10 protein-coding genes are annotated in these 19,641 nt (G+C 60.2%); 5 read left to right on the top strand and 5 right to left on the bottom strand.

Going from position 1 to position 19,641, the window contains the following annotated elements; translation table 11 throughout:
* Positions 1 to 112: 112 nt before the first annotated feature.
* Positions 113 to 1,123, top strand: a complete 1,011-nt coding sequence (locus BMI91_RS00195; RefSeq protein ID WP_078603571.1) for a hypothetical protein — start codon at positions 113 to 115, stop codon at positions 1,121 to 1,123.
* 368 nt (positions 1,124 to 1,491) lie between these two features.
* Here the strand turns inward: BMI91_RS00195 and BMI91_RS00190 are convergent, their stop codons facing one another.
* On the bottom strand, positions 1,492 to 2,091 hold the full coding sequence (locus tag BMI91_RS00190; protein WP_244176519.1) for a site-specific integrase: 600 nt from the start codon (positions 2,089 to 2,091) through the stop codon (positions 1,492 to 1,494).
* A gap of 585 nt (positions 2,092 to 2,676) precedes the next feature.
* Between BMI91_RS00190 and BMI91_RS00185 the strand changes: the two genes are divergently transcribed.
* Both BMI91_RS00185 and BMI91_RS00180 read left to right on the top strand, forming a co-directional pair.
* On the top strand, positions 2,677 to 4,548 hold the full coding sequence (locus BMI91_RS00185; protein WP_146683963.1) for a YcjF family protein: 1,872 nt from the start codon (positions 2,677 to 2,679) through the stop codon (positions 4,546 to 4,548).
* On the top strand, positions 4,535 to 6,064 hold the full coding sequence (locus BMI91_RS00180; RefSeq protein WP_078603569.1) for a GTPase family protein: 1,530 nt from the start codon (positions 4,535 to 4,537) through the stop codon (positions 6,062 to 6,064). Before BMI91_RS00185 ends, BMI91_RS00180 begins: the two co-directional genes overlap by 14 nt.
* Positions 6,065 to 6,104: 40 nt before the next feature.
* Here the strand turns inward: BMI91_RS00180 and BMI91_RS00175 are convergent, their stop codons facing one another.
* Positions 6,105 to 7,085 (bottom strand): helix-turn-helix transcriptional regulator, encoded by a 981-nt coding sequence (locus BMI91_RS00175; protein WP_078603568.1) that lies wholly within the window; start codon positions 7,083 to 7,085, stop codon positions 6,105 to 6,107.
* 223 nt (positions 7,086 to 7,308) lie between these two features.
* On the opposite strand from BMI91_RS00175, the gene BMI91_RS00170 reads away from it, so the two are divergent.
* Together BMI91_RS00170 and BMI91_RS00165 are read left to right on the top strand one after the other, a co-directional pair.
* On the top strand, positions 7,309 to 9,966 hold the full coding sequence (locus BMI91_RS00170; RefSeq protein ID WP_093476819.1) for an AAA family ATPase: 2,658 nt from the start codon (positions 7,309 to 7,311) through the stop codon (positions 9,964 to 9,966).
* 14 nt (positions 9,967 to 9,980) lie between these two features.
* A complete protein-coding gene (locus tag BMI91_RS00165) occupies positions 9,981 to 11,273 on the top strand; it encodes an McrC family protein (RefSeq protein WP_244176518.1) in 1,293 nt (430 codons plus the stop codon).
* Between the two features lie 171 nt (positions 11,274 to 11,444).
* Here the strand turns inward: BMI91_RS00165 and BMI91_RS00160 are convergent, their stop codons facing one another.
* From BMI91_RS00160 to BMI91_RS00150, 3 genes are all read right to left on the bottom strand, one after another.
* Positions 11,445 to 13,109, bottom strand: a complete 1,665-nt coding sequence (locus BMI91_RS00160; protein ID WP_078603566.1) for a DUF262 domain-containing protein — start codon at positions 13,107 to 13,109, stop codon at positions 11,445 to 11,447.
* A gap of 143 nt (positions 13,110 to 13,252) precedes the next feature.
* Complete coding sequence (locus tag BMI91_RS00155; RefSeq protein ID WP_078603565.1) at positions 13,253 to 16,396, bottom strand: UvrD-helicase domain-containing protein; 3,144 nt, start codon at positions 16,394 to 16,396, stop codon at positions 13,253 to 13,255.
* A complete protein-coding gene (locus BMI91_RS00150; protein ID WP_158522053.1) occupies positions 16,393 to 18,354 on the bottom strand; it encodes a RecB family exonuclease in 1,962 nt (653 codons plus the stop codon). Before BMI91_RS00150 ends, BMI91_RS00155 begins: the two co-directional genes overlap by 4 nt.
* Between the last annotated feature and the right edge of the window lie 1,287 nt (positions 18,355 to 19,641).

Genomic DNA, 19,641 nt, shown 5'->3' with positions numbered 1-19,641 from the left:
CCCGACGACCACCCAGCTTCCGACGACGGGCACTCAACCAACCCTTCCCACCGTTCCCGCGATCATCAATGTCGTGCCCACGAAGCCGACAGTGACGACGGGGTATGGTCCTGTGCCAACAATTCAGGGACAGCCGGGCACGCCGATCGTCGGCACCGGTCAGTTGCCGATTGTGATCAAGCCAGTGCCGCAACCCGTCCTGACCGGTGTCGGCCCGGTGAACCCGGCTCAACCGTTGCAGACCCCGTCCTTCACCGGCACGGGGCAGTTGCCGACTGTGATCAAGCCTGTGCCGCAAACTGTGCTGACGGGCGTCGGCCCGGTCAAACCGCCTCAGGCTTTGCAGACCCCGTCCTTCACCGGAACGGGTCAGTTGCCCTACGTTATCCAGCCGCTGCCGCCTACGACCGTCACCGGGGTCTCGCCGGTGCCGACCATTCAGCCGATTGCGACGCCGTCCTTCACCGGGCAGGGGCTGCCCATTATCATCGTGGTGCCGAACCCTCCGACGACCTTTGGCGGCTATGGCCGAGTGCCCGCCTCGATCATCGTGCAGGCAAACCCGGGACAAACTTTCGGAGGCTACGGCCGGGTTCCGCAGCCCACGCCGCAGGCGATCCCCCAACAGGCGCCCTATGCCGTGCCGACGCCGATGCGACAATCCACGCCGGTGCTGGCGCCGAGCAAGGTCGCAACGCCGGTCGCCTCGCCGCAGTTGGTGCCCGGCCAAGTGCCCACAGCCACGCCGCAGGCCGTGCCGGTGATGGTGCCGCGCCCGAAGCCGCGCCCGGTTGGCGTGATGATGACCAGTTCGACGGCCGGAAAGGTCACGCATGCCCCGTCGGTGCAGCAGCCCGCCCTTGGCAAGCAGCACGTCACACACACGGCCGGTCGCCAGGCGCCGCACGATCCGCCGCGCTTTGCGTCCGCTGACGGAGGCGGTTCGTGGAATTGCATCGCGAGCGGCCACGGCAAGCGCAAACGCTTTATCGACGGCGAGGTCGCGGTCAGCGGAGCGCTCCGCCATGTCGGCGCGGTCGATGTGCTCGGGCGCGATTTGCCCGCCTTGCACCCCGATCATTCCGACTGCATCGTGTCCGTCAGGCGTCGCAAAGAGCGGTGATCACAATCGGGCCCCGTGATCTCACGGTGCACGCCGCATTCCAGAGGCTTGCGCTGCGTTTCTCTGCTACCCTCTTTCGCTGCATGGCCGGAGCTATCGGGGCGCGAATGTAATGCCCAAAGAGTGAAGGGCGGCCGCGCCTCTGCGCTCCGTCGCGTGCTTTGCGGAGCTTTCTTACAGCCCATTAATGCTTTCTTGGTTGATGTCGTGACGATCGTCCCGGTGCTTCCGGCGATTTGCGCACCACGCAGCGAATGACCGCGTCGCAGCCAGAAGAACGAGATGTCGCTGAACAGCAGAAAGCCGACATTCGGCAGAAGCGCAGCGAATGTCTGCTTTCCGCCCAAAAAACGCCTGACACTTCCCCGTCATACCCAAAGTGGCAGAGCATCGATCGCCGGGCGCATCAGGTTGGGTGGGGTCGGCTTGTGGTAAGTCTTCTCGTGAATATCGCGCCCTTCATGGCCCACGATGTCGCGAATGATCTTGTCGTCGATCGCCGCGTGTTCGAGCGCGTTCTGAACGTAATGGCGGAAGCTGTGGAAAGAGAGCGCCGCGCCGTCGGTCCCCAGCGTATCATCGATGATCTGTCTTATCCGGCGTCCGAGTTTCTTGCCGTGCTTCCCGCTCTTGGGCTCCCGAAGGTCCGGAAACAGATCAGGGTGCCCGGCACGCTTCATCTTCGTCACATGGTCGAGAAACCCGAGCTCGATCAGGCGCGCATGGATCGGCACGATACGACAAGAGGAGAGCGTTTTGACGCGGCGCACATCATCAAGCGGATCGAGGGAGTCGAACCGGCGCAGCAATTTCAGCTTTTCGATCTTCGCCCGCTCGCGCTTGATGACATCCGCCAGCCAGACGCGCGCCTCTTGAGGGGAAATCTCGGTCCTGATGATGCCATCCATAAATGTGTCGCTCTCCGCACTAATCTTGCGGGCTAAGATAATCGCAACACGGCGATCCATCGTCCCCAAGGAGAGCTTCAGGTCAACGAGTCTTGTGGAAAACACCCGGATCCGACGGCGCCATTGATAGGCGGCGCCCCGACGGGAGAGATGAGGTTGGCCGTGAATGGTCTTGCGTCGCCCTTGTCTCGAACGGACCCACGCAAAACTAGGGTGATGGAACACCCGTATGCCACACCTACGAAGCCATGAAAGTCTTTTGGCAGCTAAATCAACACCCTAGAGGGGAAGATGGCTCCGGCGGTAGGGGTCTGCCCCACCGTGCCACACACCCTTGTTTTATTGGCCGATCTCAGCGCGATTTCGCTTCGGTCACAACCGGACTCCAGAATGTGTACGGGGTCGTGGCGTACTTTGAGCATCAATTCAAGTACTCGATGAAAATAGCTGCACTCAGACGGGCAGGAGGCTCGGTAGGGCGGCCGAGCTTGGAAAGACGATGCCTGCAAGCCGATGGAGTTTGCTGTCGGGCTCCGAGTGGGGTTTTGTTCTTGAAACCTGATCGATCTGTGATCACTAATTCGTTAGGGCGTCCTTGGTGCTTGGCATGAAGGGGTCTCATTCCTTTTGCGCATCGAGGCCATTTTGCTCGACAAGACGACCATTACGCAGATCCATTCATTTGAGGGAGTAGATCGGATCCTTGCCGATCCCGATCTCTTCCGTCGCAGGCTGGGAGCCGAAGGTGCGAGTCCCGCGGCTGCGAAGGAAAATTTTGTCGACGACATCTGGCACGTAGGGGCCGCCTCGACTGTTGGCGGCTCGATCGCATCTTCCTCGTTGGTCGCCTCGACCTTTTTCGGCAGTTCCGGGTTGATGGCGCTGTTGCCCTGGGCACCGGCTGCGGTGACACCGGTCGGTTGGGTGGCTGCGGCGGCGGTCGTGACGGGAGCGTCGTTTTACGGCGTGACCCGGCTGTTTCGCAGCTGGGATACGAACCGGTCCGGTGCGACGCCAAGCTTTGTCGGATCCGAACTCGATCTTCTGGCCATGTCTCTGCTCGATGTGATCGGAGCGTTAGCCGTCCGCGTCGCCGCGGCTGCAGGGCCGCTCGACGCCGCGGAACGTGCTCATTTGAGAGGGCATTTCGTTGCATGCTGGGGCTTCGATCCGGCTTATGTCGACTGCGCCCTCGAAGTGATTGAGACGAATTCAGCAGCCCAACCAGTCGAGGGCATGGCAGCGTCGATGTCAGCCTTTGCGGCGGCGGTGCCGGACTGTGATCGCGTCGTCTTGAATTCAGTACTTTTCGATTTGCTTGAGGCCATAGCCGCCGCTGACGGAACGGTCGATCCGCGCGAAGTCGCAGAGATCGCCACAATCCGCGAAGCTTTCGCGCGGCGGGCCGACTGGGAGGCGAAAGACCGCGAAATCCAACGTGGTTTCCTCGGCCGTATGACTGACCGGGCGGCAGGTTTGTTCGGCCGCAAGCCTCCTCAACCGACTGTTCTCGACCCGACGTTGCATGTGCCGACACTTTGGCTTTTGGGTAAGACAGGTGCGGGAAAAAGCTCGCTGGTCCAGGCTATCACAAGATCCTCGGCGGCTGCGATCGGTAACGGCTTCGTGTCGTGCACGCGGACCGCCGAGTCTTATGACTTCCCATCCGCCGACCCGATGATGCGGTTTCTCGATACGCGCGGTCTTGGCGAAGTTGGCTATGACGCGGCTGACGACATTGCCGCCTGCACGCAGGGCTCGCATTTGCTCGTACTTGTGGCGCGGATCGACGACCCGGTGCAGGGGCAGGTTGTCGATGTCCTGTCGCGCATCCACAAGCAACGCAAGGAAATGCCGGCGATCCTCGTTTTGACCGGAGCCGATCTGGTGCCTGATGACGCGACGCTGCGCCGTGCCCGTGCGCAGATCGAGCAGGTCTATGAGACGGCCTGGGGCAGGCCCCTGAAATCTGTCTGTTTGTCGCTTGGCGATCCGCTGGCCGCCGATTTGAACGGGCTGCACGCGCTGCTGGCCGAAAGCCTTCCAACCGTTGCGATGTATTTGTCTCGACAACCGGGCACGGATCCCGAAGCCCGCGAGTTTGACCGGCATATGGCGCTGGTGTTGAGCTATGCCGCGACTGCGGGTGCCAGCGACATCCTGCCCGTGGTCGGCCTGGCCTCGGTTCCTGCGGTTCAGGTGGCCATGCTGAGTGCGTTGGCGCGCCGCTATGAAGTGGCGTGGGACCGGGAGATCATGATGAAATTCATCGGTTCTTTCGGGCTGGGGTCGATAACCAGATACGCGGTCTCCACTGTCGGTCGACAGGCGCTGAAGGTGGTGCCTTTTGCCGGATCTGCGGTGGCAGCGACCTACAGCTTGGCTGCGACCTACGCGCTGGGACGTGCCGCCGCATATTGGATGTACCAGACGCGGAGCGGGGCGCAGGTGGACGACGCAGACCTGCGCGCGCGCTACGCTGCTGCCTTCGAACGGGTGCCTGATGATCACAAATGACGCTCTGCGGCGCATGTTTCTGCGGGGGCGTGGGCCGGTTCTGCTGACTGGGCTGGCCGTGCTACTGATCGGGCCCTCAGTTTTCGGCTATCGCTGGCTTTACGAGAAGGGCTGGTTGCTCTGGTTCTTTGCCGGGCTGGCCGCGATCATCGTCCTGCTCCAACTGATTTCTTGGGGTCTTGCCGTGCGGGAACGGAGGGCAGCGCGCGGTAGGGGTGGTCCGTTGGATGGACCGCTCGTCGAGGCCAACCCGGATTGGACGACGGCTGAACTCGGGGTCTTCGAGACCTTGCGTTCGGAGATTGCGGCCTCGGTCGAGATCCCAGTGGATTGGGGCCGGATGCAGGCCATAGCGTTGCAGGTTGTGGACCGGGCTGCGGAGCTCGCGCCAGCGGGCAAGCGCGAACGACTGGCTTTCTCGGTTCCCGAGGCGCTGTTGTTGGCGGGCCGGGTGATTAACCGTCTGCGCCTGGCACTGCGCCAATACGTGCCCTTCTCAGACAGTATCGCCGTAAGCCAGATCGCCTTTGTCCTGCGTCACATGACACGGGTTCGCAAGGCCATCGACGGCGGCTCGAACGTCTATGAACTCTCCAAGCTCTTTTTCAATATCAAGACTTTGCCGGCGTCGGCCCTCTCTAAGTTCGTGATGGCGGGCGTGAAGAAATTCTCTTTGGTGCAGGTCCAGCGCTATATTCTCGAAGAGGTCGCCCGCGCTGCAGTCGATCTTTATTCTGGCCATCTGAAATTCTCGGATTCCGAGCTGCTGGCAATCGAACTTGAATCGGAGCGTAACGATCGCGCTGCTATCGCGCAGCCGGATGCGGCCCTGCGGGTGCTCGTGGTCGGACAGGTCAGCGCCGGGAAGTCCTCACTGATCAATGCGCTCGCAGGGGAGAGCATGGCCGAAACCGATGTGGCCCCCAGTACCGACCGACTGACTGCGCATGAGGTGGAGCTGGGTGATCTGCCGTTTACCTTGGTCGATACCCGTGGAAACGACGGATCCGAGGCGGTCGAGAGCGAACTGTTGGCACAGATGCTGCAGGCCGATCTCGTGCTCTGGGTGGTGCGTGCAAACCGACCGGGCCGGGCAGCAGATGCGGCGCTGCGGGCGCGCTACCGTACCGCGCGTGACGCGTCGCCGACGCGTCGCTATGCGCCGATCATCCCGGTGGTGAATGGCATTGACCTGCTATTCCCCAACTGGCCCTATCCAGAGAATGTCGTTCCGGCGGCCGACCTGGAACGGGTTTCCGCGATCGTGGCGGCGATCTCTGAGGAGCTTGGTTGGTCCCGTGCGCTGCCGGTGCAAGCTGAGGCGCCAGGCTGGAACATCGAACCATTGCGGTCGGAAATTGCGTCGCACGCGGTCGAGGCATTGATGGTGCAACGCAACCGCCGCCGTATTGAGGGGGCGCGCCATGCAAGTGGGGCACTGGAACAGCTCGGCCGCACCGGCAGCGCAGGCAAGGGCATCATCCGCTTCGCGTGGGATCGATTTACCGGCGGTTGACGCCATCCTGCACAGGCGCTTTTCAAGTGCTGAACCAAGCTTACGGCATTGAGGTGAAATCGTCGCGTTGATGCCCTTCGACCATCGCTCTCAGTTCGTCGGGTGCCAACACCGTAACCTTGTCACCCCACTGGTACAGGTGCCATGCCATCTCTTGCCAACCGGCAGCTTCGAAGCGAACGATCAGGCTTCCGTCGGATTGGGGCTCGAGCTGTTGGTTGGGGTGAAAGCAAAACTCAGCGGCGCGTCCAGCGGCTTCAGGTGTAAATTGCCAGACGACCTCGCCAAACTGCTTCGGGTCCTGCCAGACGCCGAAAGACTGCGCCGCGTAGGCGGGCATTGAGAATCCCTCTGCCAGCGCGAAGCTTTGGTCCAGCACCGCGGCCTCGGTGATCAGATCCATCCGGTAATTGCGGATCAGGTCGCCCTTCGCGGGGTCGCGCGCCACGAGATAGCTTCTATGGCCCATCAGAACGCCATGGGGTTCGAGCGTTCGTTCGCGCGCATCCTTGCCATAGATGACACGGAGCTGGAACGGTCCGCGCAGGGCTTCAACAACGGCCTCGGTGACAGGGGCGGGCAGCACAACACGCGGACCCGGGCGTGAAACCAGGGCGAGTGCGCTCAAGATCGCCTCTGCATCTGCTTCAGCACGCAGGGCGCTGTGCCGGGGCAGGCGGGCCACCAAGCCGTTGCGCAGGTCTTCGAGCGCCTTGGCGTGGCGCCGTCGCCCGTCATGGGACGCGGCGCGCATCGCTATTTCGAGTGCTTCGAGCGCCGTGTCTGTATCGACCTGTAGGCGGTCCAACTGGGGGTCCACAAGTTTCCAACGCTTTTTGCGATCTTCGCCGATGATCACTTCCGCATTGTCGAAGGTTATCTCGAACTGACCCATCATCCGTTGCGCAGTGCGATGAGATCGCTCGAATTTCGCTGCAACCTGCTCCAGCGTGACACCCGTCCGCTCTGACGCGACGAAGAGTGCCAACTGCATCATATCGCGGGCTTTCGCAAAAGACATTACATCTCCATGACGGCAATTGACACCCTGCGAGATTAAGAAGAAAGGTGCGAGTTGTCGAGCCGGTTCCGTCAGGCGTCGGATCAGCAAGTCTTTGTAGAATAAATGTGTTTTCTCGGCACTCGCGGCTTTCTACCCGCCTTCTCTTGGCGGAATATTTCGAGACGGCCGGACAGACGCGGCTGATGAATACGCTGAGCGCGTTAAAGGAATTAGATCAAGAATGACTTGGGATATGATCGCTGCCCGCATCGCCGAAAATGACGCGGAAAAACCGAATCCATTGAGGGCTGGTTTGTTCGACAGTCTCCGGGGAACTTCGCTTCAACCGAACGGGAATGCGACTAAATACATGGTCGGATTTAAGTCCGAAGCCGGTGAGAAAATCGTTTGGGAGCTGAAAGGCGCCGCGCGAAACTTCTTTGTTGCGCCCAAATGGGAGGTGCAAGCTAAAGCCGTGGGGCTTGGCTGCGAGCGACGCCCCTATGTTATGGGCGAAAAGGACGGCAAACGTCATTCCGCGCTCAATCGCCCATGGTCATTTCCTGAAAGAGACTGTTTGCGGGTTCTGGTCAATACTACGGATGACCTGCAAAAACTGATCGCAGTGATTGACCAGCAGGTTGCGGAACCTGTTCTTTTCTCGGCCGCTATCACTCGCTGGATTGCGCGTTTGCGCCAATTCTTCCCCGATCTCGTACGGTTTGATCGCCCCGATCCGGATTTCGACGCCAGTGAGCGGGAGTACAAGATTGACGGCGCAGCGCGTCTGACTGCGGCCTTGGCTTCCGCCCCGGACGACACTGCGGTGTTGGAAGCGGTTCATGACGCTTTGGCAAAAAGCAACCTGCTTTCGTGGCGCGTCTATTGGCCGATGTCTCCGAAGGGCAACGGCGATGTGGCGAAGATCGCCGCCGCTCTGCGCGCACTTGTTGCAGCAGCTCAGGGGCCTGCTGATGATCATCCCCGGGCTCTCGCCGACTTCGTCGCAGCGTGGTTAGGCGCGGTGCCAGATGCGCAACGCGATCCAGCCCGCCAGATCGGCGAGTTCCTCCTGATGCACCTCTCCCCTGATACTGGCATCTACATCCGCCATTCGGTCCGCGAGGACTTCTGGCGCGAAGCCTACGGCGCGAAGTTTCCCGCGAGCGACGACCTGGCTGAGATCTACCGGCAGGAGCACGCCTTCATGACAGCGATCCGCGACGCATTCATTGATCGCGGGCTTGCTCCGCGTGACATGATTGATGTCCAGAGCGCTCTCTGGGTCGCACACAGCTACACCGAAGAACAAGTGGCCCAAGAGGTCGAAACGGAGGCCGAGATGTCGGATCTCACATCCCCTACCAACCTGATCCTTTATGGCCCCCCCGGAACCGGCAAGACCTATGCCACAGCTTGGGAAGCGGTGCGGCTCTGTCTGGGCGAGGCTGCGGATCCTCTCCAATACGACCGGCCCGCGCTGATGAGCGAATACCAGCGCCTCTGCGATGAAGGGCGAATTGAGTTCACCACCTTCCATCAATCGATGTCTTATGAAGATTTCGTTGAGGGGCTGAGACCGGAGACAGAGGCGGCGGTCGAAAGCGAATTGCCCGAGGCCGCGCCCCGGAGCGGGGGCTTCAGCCTGCGTCCGCACAACGGAATTTTTCGTCGGATTAGTGAGAACGCGCGTCTTGACGTAGGTGAAAACGGCGCGATGCACCGGCTCGATCGCAATCGGCGCATTGTCCGGCTTGGCCTGACGGGAGGCGATTGGCGCAAATCCTTCGAGCAAATACTGAGCGCCGGACAAATCGACTGGCCGCTGGGCGGGGACATCGACTGGTCCGGCCCGGAATATGAGGAGTGGGAGGCGATCAAGGTGCGTCGACAGCGCGATGATCCTAAGCTTGTGGGTAATCAAGCGCCGATCTACGGCACGTGGGTCGTGCGGGCCGCAGCCGAAGTTGGGGATTACATCATCCTGACCGTTGGCAAGGGACAGATCGTGGCGCTCGGTCGCTTTTCCGGGCCTTACGAGTACACTCCGGCGAGCGAGCGAGGGGCGACGCAGCATACCCGTTCGGTCGAGTGGATTTGGCACGATCCTGAGGGTGTTCCGCGCCAGGAAATCTATGCTTCGCCTTTTACCTCGTTCCACCCGATCTATTTCCTCTCTGATGATCAGATCGACTGGGATGGCTTGGAGTCTGCAGTCTTCGGCCCAGTTGCAGAGCAGTCTGCTGTGGATGCTCGCCCATATGTCCTGATCATCGACGAGATCAACCGTGCCAATATCTCGAAGGTTTTTGGCGAACTTATTACGCTGCTTGAACCGGACAAACGGTTGGGGGCGGCGAACGAGATCCGCTTACGGCTTCCATATTCGGGGCGCCTGTTCGGTGTACCTTCGAACCTGCACGTCGTCGGTACGATGAATACGGCCGACCGCTCGATTGCGCTCCTGGATACAGCGTTGCGCCGTCGCTTCTCGTTCCGCGAATTGATGCCTGAACCAGAGGTCCTCCCAAAAGACTGCGACGGTATCGACCTGCGCAAGCTGTTGGCGACGATCAACGCCCGGATCGAATATCTCTTTGATCGCGAGCATCAGGTAGGCCACGCCTATTTCACCACTTGCCGCAGCCGCGCCGACATCGGGGCGGTCATGCGTGACAAGGTGATCCCGCTGCTTGCCGAGTATTTCCACGAGGATTTGGCAAAGGTCGCTCTCGTACTGGGTGACGCTCCGGGCCGGCCGGTGCGCTTCTTACAGGCCGATCGCTTGCAGCCTCCGCAAGGCATGGCCGAGAACGAGTTTGTCGAGGAAAAATGGCGCTGGCTCGTGGCCGATAGCTTCGATTTCGCCGAATTTGAGGCCGACGGGGCCGACACCTGATGCGCCACTACTGTTTGCGCGAGTTCGAACGCTTGCCACATGGCAGTGGCGAGGGTCAGATTCCGGAAAACGATGCCGAGAGTCTGGCGGCGGTCGCGCGTAGCTCAGCCTTTGCCGGAGCGGGAGAAGTCGGCGTGCTGGAACATCATCGCGCCTTCCTCCGTGCGCGCAATGTCGTCGGCATGATTGTCGCACCTCGAGCCAGCCTCGAGATCTTGCCCAAGATCGACCTTCCACCCGGTGAAGCTGGCGATACCGCGACCGAGGCCGGGGCGCTGCGTCGCCGGCTCGTGCACATGTTGGCCGTAGCACTGGATCTACGGATCGAGACCGGGACGGTAACGGCGCTGTCTTGGCAGCGAGAGACTCTTCTGGAAATCCTGATCCGGATTTTCTGCGTCAAGCTCTCGGCCCAGCTGCGGCGAGGAATGCCGCGCCGTTACATCTCGCAGGAAGACGATCTCCCTGCACTCCGCGGGCGCATCGACGTGGCGCGACAGTTCACGCGACACGCTGCGAATCCGTCCCGGCTGGCCTGTCGTTTCGATGCCTTGTCTGAGGATATCGCCTTGAACCGAATTATCCGGGCGACCATTAACCATCTGGCGGGGATCAGTTTCTCGAGTGCTAATCAGCAGCGCCTTCGCGAGCTGGGCTTTGCCTATGCTGACGTGACGGAGGTGCCAGTCAGCGCGCTGCGCTGGGATCTGGTTGTGTTGGACCGCACCAATCGTGGCTGGGCCGAGCTGGTGGCGCTGGCCAAGCTGTTCTTGCGCGGGCGCTACCAAAATACCTCGGCAGGGCGCGCCGATGGCACATCACTGCTATTTGAGATGGACGCGCTTTTCGAGGCGTATGTGGCGCGGCTGGTGCGCCGCGCCCTGACTGGTACGGATCTGGTGCCAGATGTGCAGGGCGGAGGGCTGTGCTGCTTGATTGAGGCTGACACCAATCGTGGCCTGTTTCGGACACGCCCCGACATCCTGATACGGCGGGGCGGTTCAGTGGTGCAGGTAGTCGATACGAAATGGAAGCGTATCGCGGCCCGGATCGATGACCGGAAGCAGGGGGTTTCGCAGGCTGATGTCTATCAGATGATGGCTTATGCGCAGCTCTATCATGCCCCGAAGGTCACGCTGCTCTACCCTCATCACCATGGACTGCCAGGGAAAGAGGGGGTTCAGGCTACCCATCGGTTCACTGGAGGAGATCAGGCCTTGGAATTGACCAGCCTGGACATTTCGCGGGGGGAGATCATTCTTGCGCGGATAAAGGAAATGCTTTTGGGGCACGCCGTTGACGTTTGACCTGCCACGGGTCCTACATGGGTTTTACCGGCTTCAATTTCTTCCCTCGGGAATAGGCCATCGAATTTTTGGGAAAGAAAACGCATTTTTTACGAGGAACGCGATTGGTCGCGTTGATGCGCTCCAAAATGTAGCCAGATAGGTTCTGAAAATGCACTCCTATCGGTACTTTTACAGCGCATCAGTTTCATCATCAGCAAATTTTCTGGTTCTAAATGGATTGATACGAGCCTCTATCATTGCCCAGATCTTCGCGGCCCGTTTTGCAAGGAAGAGTTCATAATTATCGCTATCGATGCCCATGCCCTCACGATCAATCAGGTGAGTCCGCAACGTGTCTCTCATCGCTTGGTTCGATTCTTCGAACTTAGGGATATATGTTTTCGGCGGCTTTTTGTTAATCTGGCGCTTGTTTAGATCCGCGCCAATGAGAGTAATGTTCACAATCGAATTTTCGTTTGCAGTGCCATTTGTGCGAAGATGATCCTTCGGAAAGAAGTGGTGGAAGTTTTTGGATGAGGCGATCTTCAGGTAACTATTATCGAGAAGAACTACACTGTCATTGTTGAAGTTGCGCGGGTGTTCGTGCGCGAATAAGCAAAGGATCGCTTTGCAAAGAGAGTTTCCGGTTGCAAAGTTCGTATTGATCAGAGCCTCTGCATCGGTAATAGCTACAGGAATGTTCCAACTTGGAAACTGCCCCGAAATGATCTCATCGATCACTCGCTTGTCCGCTGCGAGCTTAGATTCCACCGCTGATGAGTAACGAAAACTAAGAGCAACTCTCCAGAAGAACTCTCGCATTAACAAGTGAGCGTCTCCGTCAGGCTCATGCCGCTTGCAGAAAAACCAGTAAGCGAAAGGTACGAGGAGGGAATCGTAAGGTAGCAGCGCTGAAACCGGTATGCGATAGGTCGAGCGGAAATGATCGACTGCGCTTTTGAGAGCCTCTACTGCTTTGGGCCAGATGTCGATAATCTCGTCTTTCTCGAGACGCAGGATTGTGTTTCGTTTTGCCTCGCCTGCCAATACGAGGGCGATGAGCTGAAGGATCGTGGAAGGTGAGATCCCGTTGTAGCCTACTTCTTCAAAATCTGCGTCGAGTTGCTTCCATTCGGCCTGCATGTCGAAGCCGCGTATTTCATCATAGGTCTTAGCGACCATGATCTCAAAAAGTGTAAGGACTGATCCTCCTGTGTTGATACGAGTGAAGACTTCGATAGCGCTGTTGATGTCTTCGCGCGTCAGAGTGACGAGACTAAAATCGTAGGTGGTAAGAGCCTCTTTGAGCTCACCGGCATGCGACAGTTCCTCGTCAGTGAAGCCTGCCTCTGCCAGTTGAACTCCAGTCTTGTAGCTAAAACTTAGAATATCACTGAGAGGAACGCATTTCTGCGGATAGTCGGGTTTCTCGCTAACGACGATTTGATCATCATCTGTCAATGACAAATCTAAGTTCACATAGATGTCGCGGAACGCAGTTACCTTTTTTTGCCCCGGCCTCGCAATCTCGGCCCCACAGTATGCGGCGAAGAGTGAAGTCATTCGCTGCTGCCCATCGAGGACGTATTCGACCTGTCGATCCGGAGGTGTCGGAGGCAAAGTTATGTTGCCGATATCCTTGATGTTTCCCATACGATAATCGGTTTTCCATAGAATGAAGGTGCCGATTGGATAGCCTTTTGCGATGGAGTCCAGCAATGCCGCGGTCTTCTCTATCGGCCACACAAATTCACGCTGGAACTTCGGAATCTTTATTATTCCCTTCTCAATGTCGTTGATAAGGTCATGATACTTTCGGCTATCCGGTTTTGGTTGGGGGCGCGGACTCGTCATTCTTAATTTCCACAAAGTTCAAAATCTCTAACTTCAGACCGTATCGATAGGCGTCAGTCTCGTCCACAGTCTGTATGGGCGCCTGCGGCTCGCTTACCCGACTATCCTCTCGTCTGGGCAAGTCGGCTTTGCTGAGAACTCACTCAGGCGGACACTTCCATCGGAGCGTTCGCAAAGCTCAATGTACCCTCGCTCATCCAGTGGATGGCAATTCCGTTCAGAGGCTTGTTGGGCCATTTTGCTTGGACCATGGCGGCATAGGCGGCCAATTGCGGTCGGTAGACGGAAAAGCGTTCCTCGGGGTCAGGACACGGACCGGATTTGTGATCAAGGATCAGCAATCCCGCCTGTCCTTCGGCGAGAAAATCAAGGACGGCATTTGTCTCAGATCCGTCGGCCGAGATTTCCTGCAGGGGCAGTTCGAAGTGGAACGTGTCGTAGCCATGCTCACCGAGCCAGCTGAGAAGTGCCATTGCCTGCTTGCGGATTTGAGAAATAGCGCTGTCGGACAAACCTGTCGCAGAGGCAATCCGATCTATCTGCTCCGGACGCTCGGCAAGAACGCGGAAAGCCAGGTGCCATGCGGTGCCGCGTTCGGTCGCGTTGCCGGTGTCGACTTCAGCGATGCCGTCTGCCAGTTGGATCGTATCAAGCCGCATGGCAGGCATCGGGGTGTGTTCGGCGACCGTCGACGGACTGCGGCGCCAAGGCGTACGGGGAGCGTCCGGCAATTCACGTGGAATGCCGAAACGCCGGTGTGCGGGCGCAGTTGATTGCGCCGGCTCCGTCGGATCATCCGAAATTCCTTCCATCACCCGGGCAGGAAAGTTCTCGCCCGCGACGGAAAGCGTACCTACTGATGTGTCGAACCTGGCGCAGTCACGTAGCAAGTCTACCATGCGTTCAGCTTGGTCCCGTGGCTTCGATCGCTCCCGAGGCATAACGAGGACTAACCGGTCTCGGGCCCGGGTCAGCGCGACATAGAGCTTGCGGCTGGCGTCGCGTTCATCTTCTTGGCGGCGCGCTTCTGCGAAGGAGGCTTGGGACTCCGGGGCAGCAAAGTCAGGCAAGTAGCCCAGTCCCGCGTGGTCGAGCACGTTGCCCAAGTCATCAAAACCGTTGAACTCGGCGCGCAACGTGCCGGGGCGCTCGGCTATCGTCTTGTCCAGCCCGGCAACAACCGTGATTGGCCACTCTCGCCCTTTCGCGGCGTGCCACGTGCAGATCTCGATGCCCGAAGCAGACCAGCCGTCGGGATCGGGGTGGCGGTCCCACTCCTTGGAGGACTGGCCCGCAATCCAGCCGAGAAAAACTTGCGTCCCTGCGCCATGAAATCCGGCAGCGGCCCGTAAGTCGTGGGCCATGGAGTCGAATTCTTGAGCCTCGGCCTCAAGTCGCGCGAGGTCCGCCAGCGCTTGCGCTGGATGCGCCAGCCCCGCCGCCCAATCGTGAAGCTTACCCACGTGTAAAGCGGCGGCCAGCGTTTCGGCCACGGGGCGCGTGGCGATCCCGTCGTTCAAAGCGTTCAACGGCGCGAGTGAGGCTTGGGTGTTCAACACGCCTTCGATGACCAAGCGCAGAGCGTTCTCTAACGGTACCCCGGGCGGGCCGAGCGTAAGCCAGGTGAGCGCGGCGTTCACGTCGTTTGGATCAGACGCAATGGCCAAGGCAGCGCGAGCCGCTCGCATCGCAGGCGATGCGAGCCATCCGTCTTGCTGGATGCGCACCGGTAAGCCCCGGGTCTCCAGTTCGGCCGCGACGGCGCTTGCCTTGGCATGTGTGTAGGTCAGCACTGCGATATCGCTTGCGCGCGCAGGGCGCATCGCGTTGCGCATCTTGTCGTGGACAAGTGTCCCTGCCTCGAGTATTTCGACGACGCGGTTGGCAATGCATGCGGCCGTCGTATCTTTACGACCTTTGGGTAAATCGACAACTTCGAGGGCGGTTTCGCCAGTCTCATCCCGCTGCGGCGTCAGCGGGGTATAGTCATCGAAAAGTGTTGGCCCGAGGGCATTGACCATCGCCATAATCCGCGGCTCAGATCGCCAGTTGCGATACAACGGTGTGGCATCCTCCGCGTGCGCGGCCTGCAGGGCCTGAGACAGGCGCGGGTCTGCGCCTTGGAAACCCATGATTGACTGTTTCGTGTCCCCCACGATCAGTGCCCGTTTCGCAGCTTGGGCAAGGCGCCAGAGAAGGGCGAATTGAACAGGGTTGGTGTCTTGGAACTCGTCGATCACGACGCAATCGATTTCGCCAACTACCGCTTGAAGGATGTCGGCCCGGGTACGTAGCAGCGCTTCGGCGTCGGCGATCATGTCTGCATAGTCTATCAGTCCCGCACGGCGCTTAGCGTCTTCATATGCGGCCAGAACTTCCTGCGCCCCAGTGACAAGTGCGCTCAGATGCGCGCGCGCATCCGCCAGGGGACCGGGATGACGGGGTAGGGCATTCGCGGCCTCCATGACAGCCCCGACCAAGTCATCATAGCCTTCGGGCGTCGGTGCGCCGCGCTTGCTCGATCGCAGATTGCGCAGCTTCTGCCAGAGTGCCCAGTCCCTCTCCAATACACCATCCATCGCGGCGCGACGCAGATCGCGATGATTGCCGGAGAAGTCCTTGACCGCCGAGGCGTTGCCGTCGAACTGCGGAGCAAGGTTGTCCGGGAACGCGTGGAGCAAGTCGCAAACCGCGCGGTGGAGCGCTGCTGTCAGGGCATCGCCATCCGGGGCGGTTAGACCGTACCCATCGCTCAGCGCCTCGAGTGCAGGCGTCAGGATGTCTGGCGAATGCCCTCGCGCGCCGAGACTTCGGATCAGGTCGACGGTCTTCAGCACATTGGCGCGAAAGCTATCCTCGGCGCTGGACTGAGTGGCGAAATTCCAAGCGTAACCAAACCGCCCGAGGTCTTCCATCACCGGCGCAAGAGCTCCGCAACGGGTCATCTCCAGTCGGATAAGCAGGTCGCGCTCCGGCTCGCTCAACAGACGGCTTTCAGGAGAGCGCCCGGCGGCAAATGCGTGTTCGGTCAGCAGGCGCTGCCCAAGCGCGTGGATCGTGCCCATGTAGGCATGGTCGATGTCCAATGCGTCTTGCAGCCGTCCGCGCGACATCAGTTCTGCACGTACACGGTCGCGCATCTCGGCGGCCGCAGCTTCGGTAAAGGTTACGGCGAGGATGCGGCCGGGATCCACTTCGCCAGACTCGACCCATTCCCCGAGAGACTTTTGGATGTGGTAGGTCTTGCCTGCACCGGCGCCGGCAGGAACGAGGGACAGCTGTGTCATTTGATGCTCTCCTCCTCTGTCTCGGCCTCGGGCAAACTGAAGGCGGCTACCAGAGGGTTGTCGAGCGCATGGGCTCTCATGCCACGCTCCTTCTCGAAAGTCCTGGCATCTCCGGCCCGGTTCAGTCGGATTTTGCCAGTGCTAACTTCGGCCAGTACTTGCGATAGGTGGTTCATGGCATTGATTGATGCGTCGTCTCCCGTCGTTTCTACTCTCGGCACATTGCCGCCGTGAGAGTCCGCAAGCACGGTGCCGTCGCGCAGCATGTGATAAGCGGTGACGACCCGCGCGCCATTGGCGACAAGCTGCGTCAAGGCGGTCTCTTTCGTTGGCCGTTCAAGCATGGCGCGATAGAGTGCAACTTGGAGGTCCCAGCCTTTGGACATTCGCTCGCGCCGTCCGGCAGAGCCGGATCGTTTGTGGTCGACCACGAGGATACGCCCGTCGGGCAGTTTCAGAAGACAATCTGCTCTGCCGTGCAATAGTAGACCGCGGTACTCCCCATTCAGTGCGATCTCGTTGTGAAGAACCTCCGCGCCGGTCTCGCCCAAAAACACCGACCACGCGGCGCAGATATCGCGTGCTTCGCGGAGCAAGCTGCGGCGTTCGGTGGCCCAGGCGGGATCGGTCAACCAAGCGGCGTGACGGCGTATCGCAGCATCGAGATGGCCCGGAATCGCAGAGTCGAGGTCGGTTGCGTCCGGCGCCGGGATGCCCTCCGCAAAGGTATCTTCAAGCACTTGATGCATCAGGGTGCCGAGTGTCATCACGTCCAGCGTCTCGGGTGCCCAGGTCAAATCCTTCGCGCCCAACTCGTCCAGCACCCAAGCCAGCGGACTGACCAGCAGGGTTTCCAGTCGTGACGGCGAATGCGGCAGTGGCTCGCCCTCAGTTTCGCGCAAGCTTAGGAGGTCGACGCCGGACCTGTCGGGGGTACAGATACCACGCTGGATACGGATCAGGCCGTCTTCTGGCAGCTCGGGTGCGCCGCCTTTCGGGACAGGGGCGGCGCTTGTGAAGGCGATAGGCCAGTCCTCTTGCGGCTCCGAACGCAGGTCGACAACGAGATCGGCTGGCTCTTCTGCGCCCAGCATGTGCGCTATCAGTGCGAGGCCGGTCGACGGCGTCAAACGGTCGCCCCTCAGATCCAGTGCCGGAACAAGCAGGGTCACCCTCTCAGTGGCGACGCCGAGTTGCCGGCGGAACAGTTCCAGTCCTCTGGCAAATTTCTGCTGCCGCCCTTGTAGCATCACTCCGGCATCGCGCATCATCGCGATCTCGCCCTCGGTGAAGAACGGGCCGGATGTGGGCAGGCGCGGCCAATGCCGTCCGGCCATGCCGAGCACGATCAACTGCCGGACCGAGCGCCATGGCAGGGCAGTCTCTGTGAATAGCGACACACCTTCGACAAATCTGTCGTGGCCTTCCGCCGCGAGAGGAACGGGAGCGGCGAGGCGATGTAGCAGCGGCCAGTCGAGGGCGTCGCCGGATGCGGCCTTAAGTGAGTTGATGCGCGGATGCAAACCTGCGTCGGGCGCGGCTCGGGCGACGGCCCCAAGTCGGCCGAAGAGCTGTTCCGGCGTGTCGCATGGACGCAGGGCATCCAGCAGCTCGCGGGCTGTGCCGGTTAGGCCAGACGCCGTGGGCGACCAGCCTCGGTCGATCATCTCGCGCGCCATCCTGCGACCGATTTCGGGCTTCCATGGCATTCCAGGTGTGATAAAGAGCGAGGCCATGGCGGTGCGCGGCGGCGGCCCGCCGAGCGTGACGAGCAGAAGCGATAGCAACTCACCGGGAACATCGCGCCTTACCGTTTGCGCGGGCAGGCCCGAAATCGGCAGCCCGACGCGATCGAAGGCCTCTTGCAATGCTGTCGTATAGACTGCGCCGTCTGGGACCAGCAGGCCGATCTCGCTCGGGTGATTCACACTCCCCTTGTCGAGCGAGGACTGTGCCATCGCGGCGGCAAACTCTGCCTCTTCGCGGGGGTCGCGCAGGCCATAACAGGCTACGGACCCGTCTGGCGCGACCGGTTGCGTGCGGGCCCCAAAATGATTCTGAATATGCCGGAGCGCGCTACCATCCGAGGCCATTCCAATGCACGGAGGGACGTGGGCATGACCATGATGGGCGCGCAGCGTATTTGCGAGCGAGGTCTCTGCCGGTGTGGCGAACGGGCAGTCCGGACCGGTAAGAGGCAGGGGCTCCAATGCGTCCGCGGCCTGACTTACGAGGACATGGCGCCATGTGTTTAGCGGACCGGGCAGGGAGCCGAGGTCACGCCACAGATCGCGGAGTGCGGTCAGATGAGACTGGGCACGCCCCTTGGGTATTGCGTCAAGCATAACGTCAGAGGGATCGAGACACGACGTTGCATGCGCGAGGGCCAGAAGGCCAGCCTCGACGGCCCGCGCGGTCACCTCCGGGGCGGCAGCGAAGCTGTCGGACCAAGGTGCGCCGCGGCCGAGTTGATCAATCAGGTTGAGTGCTGGTAACCGTGGAGCCAAATATACGTCAGCCAGTAGGTCGTCAGTCACATGGCGTAGCGCACCGGTTACTGGAGAGCGGGTCATTAATGGATCAATGCGCATGACAGAACCTGTTCGAATCACTGAATATTCCTTTTTACAGTAGCGGCGAGAGGTGACAAAAGCTGACGCCGTCGAAGCCAGGCGGGAAAGGCGGCACGTTGTCCGCTGTTTGATGTGCACCACTATCTCAAGGCTAAAGCAGGTCGACGGCGAGGTCTGTCGTTCCCGGCCCGACTGGCGCGCGCAGAGCTGCCTTGAAAATTCCAAGAAGCCTGTGCTCCGCACGCGACACGTGGACAAGGACGAGAGGCAAAGTTTTGGGCTTTTCAGAAATGCCACGGGGAAGGCTTTGTTCTGCGCCTCCTTTCGAAGACGGTGGTGAGCAAAAGCCGGTCTCGCATTGCATGCGGCCGGTTTGCATCATCTGCCGTGCTGTCGGAGGGGCGCCACCATGTTCATCGCAGTGAGTCGCTAAAGGGACGCGCGCCGGTGGCCTCGCTATCCGGTATTCGGGGCCGCGGCTGGGTGACGATTTTTGACATCCTCCTGCTGCTAAATGGTGCTGTCGACGAAGCTTAGGCGATGGAAGGTATAGGACGTAGATGCTGAATGTGAAGTCAATCTGCAAAAGGGCACTCGCTTGGCAGCACGCGGGCACTGCGTCCTGCTGCAACCCGTTCTAATGCTGGTGGGGAGACGGTCGAAGCATTTCCT

It is taken from the genome of Thioclava sediminum, assembly GCF_002020355.1.
In the GTDB taxonomy this organism is placed as follows: domain Bacteria; phylum Pseudomonadota; class Alphaproteobacteria; order Rhodobacterales; family Rhodobacteraceae; genus Thioclava; species Thioclava sediminum.
The sequence above is the reverse complement of the archived record's forward strand: the minus strand, read 5'-3'. Positions and strand labels throughout refer to the sequence as shown.